At 41.2% G+C, this 13034-nt stretch carries 12 protein-coding genes; 9 read left to right on the forward strand and 3 right to left on the reverse strand.

Translation table 11 applies throughout. From position 1 onward, the window contains the following. The 3 genes from C8R11_RS09910 (at position 1) to C8R11_RS09920 (ending at position 4067) form a co-directional block, all read left to right on the forward strand. Positions 1-1227 carry a porin family protein gene (locus C8R11_RS09910; protein ID WP_107795557.1) on the forward strand — a complete coding sequence of 409 codons (1227 nt, stop codon included), beginning with the start codon at positions 1-3 and terminating at the stop codon, positions 1225-1227. A 205-nt stretch (positions 1228-1432) separates the two neighbouring features. Then, positions 1433-2440: a terpene synthase family protein gene (locus C8R11_RS09915; RefSeq protein WP_181258227.1), complete on the forward strand. Its 1008-nt coding sequence runs from the start codon at positions 1433-1435 to the stop codon at positions 2438-2440. A 73-nt stretch (positions 2441-2513) separates the two neighbouring features. Continuing rightward, on the forward strand, positions 2514-4067 hold the full coding sequence (locus tag C8R11_RS09920) for a M10 family metallopeptidase (protein WP_107795558.1): 1554 nt from the start codon (positions 2514-2516) through the stop codon (positions 4065-4067). A 50-nt stretch (positions 4068-4117) separates the two neighbouring features. Here C8R11_RS09920 and C8R11_RS09925 read toward each other — a convergent pair whose 3' ends face one another. The 3 genes from C8R11_RS09925 to C8R11_RS17165 all read right to left on the reverse strand — a co-directional run bounded on the left by C8R11_RS09925 (position 4118) and on the right by C8R11_RS17165 (position 5801). Continuing rightward, entirely contained in the window at positions 4118-4723 is a 606-nt protein-coding gene (locus C8R11_RS09925; RefSeq protein ID WP_181258228.1) for a CPBP family intramembrane glutamic endopeptidase, read from the reverse strand. Between the two features lie 756 nt (positions 4724-5479). After that, entirely contained in the window at positions 5480-5623 is a 144-nt protein-coding gene (locus C8R11_RS17160; RefSeq protein WP_107795614.1) for a DUF4126 domain-containing protein, read from the reverse strand. Between the two features lie 13 nt (positions 5624-5636). Next, positions 5637-5801: a DUF4126 family protein gene (locus C8R11_RS17165; RefSeq protein ID WP_107795560.1), complete on the reverse strand. Its 165-nt coding sequence runs from the start codon at positions 5799-5801 to the stop codon at positions 5637-5639. Positions 5802-6055: 254 nt separating this feature from the next. Between C8R11_RS17165 and C8R11_RS09940 the strand changes: the two genes are divergently transcribed. From C8R11_RS09940 to C8R11_RS09965, 6 genes are all read left to right on the forward strand, one after another. Beyond that, complete coding sequence (locus tag C8R11_RS09940; RefSeq protein WP_107795561.1) at positions 6056-7300, forward strand: EAL and HDOD domain-containing protein; 1245 nt, start codon at positions 6056-6058, stop codon at positions 7298-7300. Positions 7301-7339: 39 nt separating this feature from the next. Beyond that, positions 7340-7915 carry a hypothetical protein gene (locus C8R11_RS09945; protein ID WP_107795562.1) on the forward strand — a complete coding sequence of 192 codons (576 nt, stop codon included), beginning with the start codon at positions 7340-7342 and terminating at the stop codon, positions 7913-7915. Between the two features lie 76 nt (positions 7916-7991). Further along, on the forward strand, positions 7992-8357 hold the full coding sequence (locus C8R11_RS09950; protein WP_107795563.1) for a response regulator: 366 nt from the start codon (positions 7992-7994) through the stop codon (positions 8355-8357). 8 nt (positions 8358-8365) lie between these two features. After that, positions 8366-10570, forward strand: coding sequence for a chemotaxis protein CheW (locus tag C8R11_RS09955; protein WP_107795564.1), 2205 nt, complete (start codon positions 8366-8368; stop codon positions 10568-10570). A gap of 56 nt (positions 10571-10626) precedes the next feature. Further along, a complete protein-coding gene (locus C8R11_RS09960) occupies positions 10627-11136 on the forward strand; it encodes a chemotaxis protein CheW (RefSeq protein ID WP_107795565.1) in 510 nt (169 codons plus the stop codon). 44 nt (positions 11137-11180) lie between these two features. Next, the gene (locus C8R11_RS09965; protein WP_107795566.1) at positions 11181-12905 is read left to right on the forward strand and encodes a methyl-accepting chemotaxis protein; all 1725 of its coding nucleotides are present in this window, start codon (positions 11181-11183) and stop codon (positions 12903-12905) included. Positions 12906-13034 lie beyond the last annotated feature (129 nt).

A 13034-nucleotide genomic window follows, 5' to 3' on the forward strand; every position in this document is an offset into this window, starting at 1 on the left:
ATGCAAAAAATAACAATATTAAATTGCTTATCGACATTCATAATAGCGGGTTTATGCCTGCTATTTGGTCGAGACGCTTATTCACTCGATCTTGGTGTAGGCGACTGGCGGGCACACGGTTTTGCAAGTCAAGGTTACACTTACACGACAGGAAACAATTTTTTCGGCAACAGCCAAAAAGACGGCAGCTTTGATTTCAGAGAAATCGGTATTAATGTCATGGGGCATGTATATCCAAATTTACTCATTGCCGCTCAGGGGCTCTATCGCAATGCAGGCGGTTCTGACACAGATAATTTCCGCTTGGATTTTGCTAATCTTGACTACCAGTTACCACTGAACAATAAGAGTACCGTCGGCATTCGTCTAGGAAGAATAAAAAATCCTTTTGGTTTATATAATGACACACGTGATGTTATCTGGACTCGTCCCGGTGTCACATTACCTCAATCGGTCTATTTCGACGCGCTGGCATTACGTCAAGCCATGATATCATCTGATGGAGGATTGATTTATGGCCGCCATGCTATTGGCGAACATGCTTTCAACGCAGAATTCGTTACTGCCAATCCTCTTGATAATACCGGCGGAGCATCCGAATTTTTAACAGGCCATGCAAACGCTCCTGGAAAAATGACTGGTCGGCCTCTTTTTGTTGGCCGCGCTGGTTATCAATGGAAAGAAGGCCGCTTTCGCTTACTTTTCAGCATCGTTGATCTTGATCGTGATTTCAAATCATCCTCGCCCGCAGTTTCCTCTGGAAGCATCAAAACACTCTACCCACTCGCTTCAGCACAGCTTAACCTGGAAAAATGGAGCTTCACCGCAGAATACGGACAAGTCATCTTGGAACGTAGCGAATCACTAACTCCTGATGGTGCTGCCTTTAAAAATACTTCTGAAAGTTTTTATGTGCAATCAGAATATCGTTTCGCGCCTGCCTGGACTGCACTGCTAAGATTTGATGCTTTTTTTGCTAATATACATGATCGAAGCGGAAAAAAATCAGCTCAACTAACAGGTCTTCCAAAGCACAATTTTTTTGCAAAAGATATTACTTTTGGTCTACGGTGGGAATTCGCCCGTAATTTCCTGGTTGCCGCCGACTATCACAGAATACACGGAACCGGCTGGTTGTCGCCAACAGACAACCCTCAACTATTTCAGGGCTCAGAGGGGGACGCCAATTGGGACTTAATTACCGTCATGTTTTCTTATCGTTTTTGACATAAATAACCTGTTATAAAAAAGTGCGGAAGTTGAAAATAACCTGCCGCAACGTTTTTTCCTGAGTCTGCGTTGAAACCTCTATAACATAAACAAAAAGCCTATTCTGTGTTTTTTCAATAATTTCAATATACTATTGGCTGATACACTGTGTTGACACATCTGTTCATCACCTAATATCACGATAAAACATGAGGTTCTAATTATGACAAATGAAAAAATAACCCTCCCACACCTTACCTGTCCATTTCCAGAGAAAATAAGTCCTTATGCCGATCAAGTTCATGAACATACACTTGAATGGGTCAAAGATTATAAGCTTGTAACAGAAGAAAGGGCCTATGAGCGGCTGCGATTATCCAAATTTGGTCGATTGGCCGCACGGGCCTACCCTGATGCAGCTCTGGATCGGCTAGAAATCATTTCTGACTGGAATACCTGGTTATTTGTTATTGATGATCAATGTGATGAAAGTGGACTCGGAAAACTTCCTGATCAGCTTTCAGCGTTACACAACCGATGCCTCGAAATTCTTTCCGGTCATCAACTCAAATTTGAAGATATCCCGTTAATCCATGCACTTCATGATATTTACAATCGACTTAACCCGGTTTCATCGCAAGCCTGGATGATACGGTTTGCCAAAAGTGCGTCTGAATATTTTGAAGCGACTTTCTGGGAATCACAGAATCGCTTCCATAATCGTTGGCCAGATACAGACTCTTATATCCTGATGCGCCCTTTTAGCGGTGGTCTTTATACTGATATTGAATTAATAGAAATTGCCGAAGAGATTAATATACCCTGTATCGCACGCGCGCATCCACGCCTGACAGAACTCGCAAATCTTACCAACAATGTGGTTTGCTGGTCCAACGATATTATTTCGTTAGCTAAAGAAAAAGCACATGGCGACATGCATAATATGGTGATGGTTATGCAACATGAGTTGAATATTAGCTTGCAAGAATCGCTGAATCTAGTCAAAAAACTGATTGATGCACAGATTCAACAATTTCAAGCACATGAAAAGCAGTTACCCGAATTTCCTGAATCATCCAGTCGCGATATAAACAAATATGTTGCGGTACTGCGATCATGGATGAGAGGCAATCTGGACTGGGCATATGAGTCGGGACGCTACAGCACGCCACAAAACACTGATGAACCTTCAATAAAAAGCACATGTCTAGAATTAGACAGATCAAGTTAATTTGAATAATTCCCGGGAAAATGGAAAAATAAAATGCAATTGAAACATCAGCTTGTCCTTCTGGTTTGTGATCATGCCCACGCCCTTCAGTTTCAGTGAAATTTCCCTTGCCAGCCTGTCGGACTCAAATTCTGTCAATTCACTTATATTGGGGTTTCGTTGGAAGAATCCAGTAATTTCTTTTAGTTTTCCTGATAACGATGCCAGATGGTCTGCTGATCCATTTACAGGCTACGGCCCTGGAGAGGAACCGTGGAGCGCTTCCTATACACCACTTTCATTTTCCAATCAATCCGACTTCCTCATCGCACTGCAGCAATGGGAAAATGTCGCAAATATTGATTTCAATTTTATCGATGAGTCTGATAATTCTGTTGGCGATATTCGAATAGCCTATACTGAAGTCAGAGAACTTGATAATGCTGAAGCTTGGGCCTATTTGCCTGCTAACGGTGTTTGGAGTGGCGACATCTGGATCAACAAATCAGGTAACAGCGCCGTCAATGAATGGACCAGAGGTGATTTTTCTTTTTTGACCGTATTACATGAAATTGGACACGCACTCGGTCTTCAGCACCCATTTGAAGACTCAAGTTTTTCAATCGCAGAAGATACTATGTCTGCCACTATCATGAGTTATTCTGCCTTACCGGGAAATCAAAATTCTATTTTTGATTTTTATCCTACCACACCTATGCCGCTGGATATAAAGGCCATCCAACATCTATACGGAGCAAACCAGGCCTTTCATATCGGCAACGACATCTACCACTATACGGATGACAGCACATACCACCAGACAATATGGGACAGCGCCGGAACAGACTCAATCAGTTACACGGGTAACCAAGCAGCATTCATCCAATTAGAAGAAAGTCAAGGATCATACATTGGCCATTCTATTCATGCCACCAGCAGATTAGACAGTGCTATCGTCCCCAATATCTGGATTGCTTATGACACAGTGATTGAGAATGCCAGCGGTGGCCAAAATAATGATGTTCTTTTTGGCAATCAATATGACAACTCTCTATCAGGTAATGATGGCAATGATACTTTTATGGGCCTGGAAGGTAACGATATCATAATGGGGGGTGCTGGAATTGACGAAGCTTTATTTGATGGAAAGCTCAGCGACTATACAATAAAAAAGAATGATGAAGAATTCTCCATTCAACATCTGACGGGAAATAATGGTCTTGATAAGCTGATCAGTATTGAACGTTTATCTTTCGATGACATGGGCCTTGCACTTGATCTAGATGGTTCTTCAGGACAAATTGCCAAGCTCTTGGGTGTTGTTTTTGGCGCTTCATCAGTGAACGATAAGCATTTTGTAAAAATTGGCCTATCTCTCATTGATAACGGCATAAGCAGTGAGCAACTCACCTCTGCCGCGCTTGATGCTGCTGGCGTGCATAGCCATGATTCGACTGTAACACTGCTATGGCGCAATTTATTCGGCAATGACCCGACAACTGAAGAAAAACAACCTTATGTTAATCTCCTCAACAGTAACAACTTTTCAGCTGTCGAATTGACTCTATTTGCAGCAAATACTTCTTTCAATGCAGATAATATTGATCTCATTGGCTTAATGCAAAACGGAATTGAATTCAGCCTGTAAGCATATATACTTTTCAAATAAACAACTTATTATGCGTTGTCCAGAATTCATCACAACATATCATTGTGCCCGCCCAAAGCGCCTTTACGATATAAGGCGGAAATGTCCATCATAAACGCAACGCTGCAATGAACAAATACGCCCATCCATATATTGCGACTTTTCAGACTCATATAACCCAAAACCAAACCTGCAATAATGGCCGCGACGGTTTCCGGCATTGGTTTACCAAAATGAATCATACAGTAGGGTACCATCATGAAGAAAATGGCGTAAAAACCGAATCTATGCTTGGTACCATGCAAAATAAATCCTCGAAAAAGGAACTCCAAGGCAATAAACTGCAGAAAATAAAAAAACTCCCAGATAAAGAATTTTGGAAATAAACTGTCACCCGGCGCAACTTTATAAAATGGATACATTTTCAGGAAACTTTCTGTCGCAGAAAAATAAATAACTAATGGCAACATGACAACCAGCATCAAAACATACAGCCGATAGTACTTAAATGCATCTTTAAAACACATGCCGTAGTCTGAGAAACTTTCTCTAAATATCCACTTGATACAAATTGCCGGCAAAATAAGATAGAAAAAAATCACCACAGACGCCCAGTAAAGTGGTCGATAAAACCCGGCATCTGAATGGGTTGTCATGATTCTCTGAAACTGCTGAGCCTGATCAATAAAACCCAGATCACGGAGAATTGAAACAACAAATTTGTAATCCCCGAAATAGTATGCAAAAGTAAGCACGAAAACGGTAATCACACAAATAAGTATCATCTTAAAATCAATACTTCTTAAATTTTGTTGCAATGACCTGTATGAATAATTTTCAGTTCTTACAAATGTGCTGAAAAAAGTAAAAAAAGTTCTCTTAGTAAACATCTTTTTAATCTATACCAAAAACAAATTATAGAAAACACAGATAGATATCAGAGAGCCAGTCTTGCCAGCTTAATACTCAGTCAACTGAGAAATGACGGTGCACAAGTATTTACCGGCAATCTTTATTAAATTTAATTTTTTACAAATTTATATTTAGTCACCTCTTAAACAGCTTGTTCTTCCGTTTAAGAAGTTCTGTTTCCATGAGTATCCTGTTTTACCGAAATTGCTGTAACCGCAGCAATCGTTGAGGTACTGCCAAGTGACTACTCTCTTCAATCGTTTCCTCGGATTTTAGCGAATTGCCATTCCGAATAAAAGCGCCTTGCTTATACCGACACAACAATATGATTGCAATGAATAATTCAGGACTTACCATAAGCCACCTGTTACCAGAATATCCTCAGATATGGACGCATACCAATTCGTTACAGGCTTTGATGAAGCGTTAGCAAGTAATCTTGCGCTGGAATAACTAGTGACTTGTCACGGCAATAGTTCCTCACGAAACCCTTGCTGCAACTACCAATACTGGCGTAACACTACCCCTATTGTACCTGCAGCCAACATGACATGAACAAGTATACGGATGAAAGTGCGAACAGCATACCAAAAAGAATCGACACCAGGTATTTTGTCGACGAAGAATTCAACGAAATATATTATCCCGCCGCACCAGTCACCAGTGGACTTTCAAGTGCCGAAATTCTGGAGGCAAATTAAAATAACCCGCCACTCCTCCTAGACCCAACAGCAATAAAACAGCATATGAATTAATGCCACTGGCCCATGATATTCCCATTAATATCGCCTGTGTTGCCAGTATGGCTTCATGATTGTCCATATAAAATATTTTTCATTGGAAGTCAGTGTTTGTAATTATGCATCCTCATTTCGGCAGTACATATTTCACAAATCATTACACATTCTATCAATTGCTAATACACGCGCTCTCCTTTAGTTTGGCAGTCAGAAATTATTGTTCTGTTTTTTCAATTGGCATCAAAGCGAGCAGCTTAAGAAACACATTTCCTGGCCGATAATCAATAGCATATGTTTGCTTGCATAAAAAACCGATGACCTATGACGGAGATCTGAATGGAGAAAATTTTTCTTGGTAAACAACCCATACTTGACAGGAATAAAAATCTAGTTGCATTTGAATTACTTTTCAGAACAAATGAAACGGCAGAAACTGCTGATTTTGAGGATGATTTGTCTGCCACAGCAAATGTCATTGTGAATGCTTATGGTAATTTGGGCATACAAAATGTCCTAGGTCAACAACGCGGATTCATCAATGTAAATAAAGAATTCATAATGAGTGATGTTATAGGCTTGTTACCCAATAAGCATGTTGTTTTAGAGATAGATAGCTCAAAACAATTAGATAATGAACTCATAGCACAATGTACCGAATTAAAAAAAGCTGGCCATCAATTCGCACTTGATGGTGTGGTTTCACTGAATGAAGACCTTCAACGTATTCTGCCAGTTATCAATATTATAAAAATTGATGTTTCGAATTTAGCAGAAAAAGAACTGGTTAACCTTGTTAATCATTTTAAACGTTGGCCTGTCCTGCTGCTTGCAGAAAAAGTGGAAACTCATGAGTTGGCTAATCAATGCATGGAGCTCGGCTTTGAGATGTTTCAAGGTTATTTCTACGCAAAACCTGAAAAAATTTCAGGAAAGCGTGCTGATCCCGCCAAGTTATCACTTTTGAAATTGTTAACACTTGTAATGAGTGACAGTGATATAGAGGAAATTGATAAAGAGTTCAAACGTCAACCTGGACTAAGCTACAACCTGATGCGCATGGTGAATTCTGTTGCCTGCGGATTGCCGCAAAAAGTCAATTCCATTAAGCAGTCAATCATGTTGCTGGGACGCAAACAATTGCAGCGCTGGATTCAGCTTCTACTTTATACAACCGAAAGTTCCAGCAACAGTGACAGTATGGCAAATGCACTGCTGCAAACCGCCGCAGCACGTGGAAAGCTGATGGAACTTATTGCAACGGTTGAACGCCCGCACGACAAAAATCATCAGGAAAGAGCTTTCATGGTCGGTATTTTGTCTTTATTAGATACAGTTCTCGGAATAGACATGCAACAAATTATCAATAAATTAGGCATACCGGAAGATATGAGCCAAGCATTACTGAGCCGGGAAGGTCGTCTGGGTCAGGAACTAAAATTGATTGAGGCCAATGAAACTGGCGAAGTAACCATTATTCGATCGCTATTGAAAGAATTGGGATTCTTAGATCTGGGTGAATTAACCAACCTGGAACTTGAAGCATTAGGCTGGGTGAACAGGATTGGCGAGGCAACTAATTAGCAGAAGCAATGAAGATTGATAAAAACCTACTGGTAAAACATGACAGACAAAGCGCCCGAAAATGATGAGTTGAGTTTGCATTCAGGTACCGAGCTTGAGACTGACGTTAACAACAGAATCTATAACGTAGCGGTAGATGAATACTTTTTAAATATCAAAAGTGAATTGAATCAGATTGATCGACTAGTAAACGACGCAGTCACGCATCTAATGATCAATTTTGAATATATCAATGAACTATCAAAATCTCAACATGAAGCAATTCTGGACATTAAAAAACTATCGGCATCCAGGAATAACAAATCGGTTCTGGAGTTACTTAATAAGCAAATAGTGATTACCGATAAAAATGAGCAAGAACTTCAATCTGTACTGACCGCTTTGCAGTTTGGCGATTTAGTTTCTCAACTACTTGCGCACACGACAAAGCAAATTGACACATTAAAAAATACTTTGCAACATATTGATTATATTAGAAACACAAGTGATAGCGAGAAATATAAACAGGGAAACAACAATGAAATTTCTATGGCAGTGCAACTGGCTGTAACAAAAAAAACAAATAAGCCAGTCGTGCAGCATGAAGTACAAAAAGGCGAAATAGAGCTATTTTAATCGTTTACATTGAGATTTTAATTTTTAGATTTCAAGCTATATTCATTTAATTAGCACAAGGAGCAAGTAGATAAATATGGGCAAGACAATTCTGACTGTGGATGATTCGGTTTCAATTCGCCAAATGATTTCATTCACTTTAAAAGGTGCAGGCTATGAAGTAACAGAAGCAGTTGACGGTCAAGACGCGCTGGATAAAGCCCAACGTGAAACTTTTAATCTTGTATTAACCGATATCAACATGCCTCGCATGGACGGACTGAAATTGCTTGAGAAACTGAGAGGCTTAACGCCTTACAAAACCATACCAATCCTAATGTTAACAACTGAGTCTTGCAGTGAGATGAAAGCCAGAGGCAGAGATGCCGGAGCAACCGGGTGGTTGGTTAAGCCGTTCAATCCCAAAAGTCTACTGGAAATCATTAGCCAGGTTACAAAATAAATTTAAAAATGAGTACAGAGCTTGAGCAATTTTATGAGGTATTTTTTGAAGAATCCTCAGAATTACTTGCAGAAATGGAAGCGTGCTTGCTTGGACTGGATCTTAGTTCCCCAGACCCAGAGGATTTAAATGCTATCTTCCGTGCCGCACATTCTATCAAGGGTGGTGCAGGCACATTTGGTTTTACAGACATGACGGAGATGACGCATATGCTGGAGTCATTGCTTGACAAGTTACGTAAAGGTGAAATTGAAATTCGCAGCGAGATGATCGACACCTTTCTTAGGGCAGGCGATATTATCAAAGGACAGTTAGCTGCGCACAGAGGCGACGGTGCAGCCGATGAAGCTGCGGCGGCAGAGGTCAGTAATGAATTGAAGCAATTTTCCGAAGAAACTACTGAAGCGCTTAATATCGATAAAGAGTCAACGTCATCGACTACAGAACAACCAGATCACAAGCCTAATGAAGCGAAAAATGTTGTTGTAGAATCCCTGCCTGCTACCTCAAAAACTGAACAAGTGAGTTTTAATATTGAGTTTTCAAGTAGTGGCATTAATTCGAAATCACTAGAAAACCTGTTTTCCAACTTGAGTGACCTTGGAAAGTTCGAGAAGCTTCTGGTCTCGGATAAAGAGCAGAATTGCAAATTAAGACTCACAACCTATACCTGTGAAGAAAATATTTGGGAAGCATTGGCTTTTGTTGTAAACCCCTCTCAACTAAAGATAGAAAAAGCGTCCCAAACCGAGGCCCACACATCCACAAAACTTGACGTTTCCAGCTCAATCCAAATAGACGAAATAACTTCAGACAAACCAAGTAAGACGGCGGTGGAAACAGAAAACAGTGCTTGCGAGCCTTATGGTTTTTTCTCTGGCGCGCCTGCCGCACCCATCGAAACTGAAAAAAAAGTAAAAACCGAATCACATTCAGATCCTTCAGTTGAACAAAACATTTTGGAAGAAAAGAGCTTTCCTACGGACACAATTAATTCTTTACCGATCCAAAAGCAATCAAAACCAAATGCGCCGACAACTGAAACAACTTCCATTCGAGTCAGTATTGAGAAAGTGGATCAAATGATCAATCTTGTAGGGGAACTGGTTATTACCCAGGCGATGCTTGCACAGACCGCTTCTGAAGTTGATCCGGTAATTTATGAAAAACTTAATAATGGAATGAATCAGTTAGAACGTAATACACGTAACCTGCAAGAAGCGGTAATGTCGATACGTATGTTGCCAATCAGCTTTGTCTTTAGCCGTTACCCAAGAGTAGTGCACGATTTGGCATCCAAACTCGATAAAAAAGTTGAGTTAAAAACAGTCGGCGAAGGCACTGAACTGGACAAAGGTCTAATTGAAAAAATAGCAGATCCATTGACACACCTGGTTAGAAACAGCCTTGATCACGGTATTGAGCTACCTGAAAAAAGAATCGCAACTGGTAAGGTGGCAAAAGGAACCATCACATTACGGGCATTTCATCAAGGCGGCAGTATCGTGATTGAAGTCGGAGATGATGGTGCTGGCTTAAACCGTGAAAAAATTATGGCAAAAGCAACAGAGCGAGGCATATCGATTCACGAGGGAATGTCTGATCAAGAAGTCTGGATGCTCATCTTTGAACCCGGTTTCTCAACAGCCGAAAAAGTGACAGATGTTTCAGGGCGTGGAGTCGGCATGGATGTTGTGAAACGTAACATTAAGGATATGGGTGGGCGTATTGAAATTGACTCGGTACAAGGTGTTGGAACCCGTATTACAATCCGCTTGCCGCTCACACTCGCAATTCTAGACGGATTATCTGTCGCTGTCGGTGATCAGATGTTTATTGTGCCGCTAACCTATATCACCGAATCACTGCAAATCAAGAATACAGACATCAAAACAGTGAACGGTGTCGGCCGCGTAGTACACGTACGTGGAGACTATTTGCCGGTTATTGCCTTACACGAAATCTTTAATATCAAGCCCAATGCCACAAGAATCGAAGACGGCATTCTTATCATTCTGGACGCAGAAGGACACAAGGCCGCAATGTTTGTTGATGCACTGATTGGACAGCATCAGGTAGTGATCAAGAGCTTAGAAAACAACTACCGAAGAGTAATGGGCGTTTCGGGAGCCACAATTATGGGAGATGGAAAAGTAGCGCTCATTCTCGATACTACCGGCTTGGTAATGGCATCACATAAAGACTCATTATAATTCGAAATATTAAGATCAAATTTACTATGGAAAAAATTAAAGGAGGAAGATACAGCATGTCGCTACAACAAACTGTAACATCAATCGATTCAGTAAGCTCAGCTGCAAACCAAGTACTGAATGAATTCCTGACTTTTCGCTTGGGAAATGAAGAATATGGAATTGACATACTTAAAGTTCAGGAAATTCGGGGCTATGATGCAATTACACAAATTGCTAACTCGCCCGAATTCATCAAAGGTGTCGTAAATCTTCGGGGTATTATTGTTCCGATTATTGATATGCGCATTAAATTCAAACTTGGAGTGGCTGAATACGATCAATTTACAGTTGTGATTATTCTGAATGTTTCTGGACGCGTTATGGGAATTGTAGTTGACGGTGTTTCAGATGTAATCAATCTTGACATAGATCAGGTGCGAGCCACACCTGATTTTGGTTCAGTCATAGATACTAAATACATCATGGGTCTGGGCACAGCGGATGAACGCATGCTAATTCTGGTCGATATCGAAAAGTTGATGACAAGTGAAGACATGGGATTGGTTGATCAAACGTTGAATTAGCATTTCTTATTATCATTGATTAGATAGATTAAAGGAGAAGTTGGATGTTTGACAATATGACAATAAAGTCACGCTTGATAATGATGATAGGCACACTGTCATTACTGCTGGTCAGTATTGGCGGCATAGGTCTGTATGGTATAGATCAGTCAAATCAAGGACTAAAGACAGTCTATGAGGATCGGACAGTTCCAGCGGTGGATTTGGCCACCGTACTCGATCGAATGCAGCGAACCCGTCTCAATGCAGTGGTGGCCGCTAATTTGAGAAGTGACGCTGCGGCCAAAGAACGCACTCAAATGACAATGGAACGTGATGCGGAAATCGACAATGTATGGAAAAAATACATTGTTACAACATTGACTGCTGAAGAGGAAAAATTTGCCAATACTTTTACTCGACAATGGGAAGTGTATAAAGAATCACGCGACCGGACTATGATGCATGCAATGGCGGGTAATTTTGATGCAGCCATCGAAAACGCCAACGGAGATGCCGCACCGAAGTTTGACGCTGTGCATGAAACCATATTCGATTTGATAACGTTACAAGGACGCGTAGCTGCACAGGAATATGCACAGGCGCAAGATAACTTTAACAACATTTTCATGATATCCAGCGTGTCGATTGTAATGGGCGTCATTCTGGCAGTTGTGATCGGCATAATGCTGATCCGCACAATTGTCGGATCAATCAATGAAGCAGTTTCAGTTGCCAATGCAGTTGCATCGGGTGATTTGACCAGTCGCATTGAAGTGAGCTCAAACAATGAGACAGGCCGTTTAATGCATGCACTGAAACAAATGAACGATAATTTAGTAGAGCTGGTAGGAAAAGTACGTACAGGCACAGATTCTATCTTCACTGCATCAAGTGAAATTGCATCTGGCAATTCGGATCTGAGTCAGCGTACTGAAGAACAGGCATCTAGCTTGGAGGAAACGGCCTCTTCCATGGAAGAATTGACTTCTACTGTCAGGCAGAATGCTGACAATGCACGCCAGGCCAATCAACTGGCTTCGGGCGCATCCGAAGTTGCGGTAAAAGGTGGTGCTGTGGTTGGACAAGTTGTACAAACCATGAGTGCAATCAATGACAGCTCCAAGAAAATCGTTGATATCATCAGTGTTATTGACGGCATTGCATTTCAGACAAATATTCTGGCATTAAACGCAGCTGTTGAAGCAGCTCGTGCAGGCGAACAAGGTCGGGGCTTTGCTGTTGTGGCTACCGAAGTACGTACATTGGCACAACGCTCTGCTGCAGCTGCCAAGGAAATCAAAGAATTAATCAGCGACTCTGTCAGCAAAGTTGAAGATGGTACCAAGCTTGTCGATGAGGCAGGTGCCACAATGAATGAAATTGTTAATGCGGTCAAGCGCGTGACAGATATCATGGCTGAAATTTCTGCAGCATCACAAGAGCAAAGTTCAGGTATTGAAGAGGTAAATCAGGCTGTGACGCAAATGGATGAAGTAACGCAACAAAATGCCGCATTGGTTGAAGAAGCGGCTGCCGCGGCAGAATCCATGCAGGAACAGGCACAGAACCTGCTCCAGGCCGTATCTTTATTTAAACTGAGCGGTGGTATGGAGTCTGCACCTGTCAGAAGAAATAACCGCCAGGCAACTGTAACCAAATTACCAAATCGTGGAAAACCAACTAACATTGTAATTAGCAAAGACAAAGATACTCAACTTATCTCAGGTTCGCCCAGGCCTCGCAGAGCAGCATCGGGGGGCGGCGAAGATTCTTGGGAAGAGTTCTAAGAAGACAATAGGAACTAACAAGTAATTACCCGTAGCTTTGAGGATGATATAAAAAATGCGCATATATTCCTCAGAGCTACGGGTGAGAACTTCCATTCATTCTGCATTAATCTGAAATCGTCCTGTTTA

The organism is Nitrosomonas aestuarii (assembly GCF_003046585.1).
Taxonomy (GTDB): Bacteria; Pseudomonadota; Gammaproteobacteria; order Burkholderiales; family Nitrosomonadaceae; genus Nitrosomonas; species Nitrosomonas aestuarii.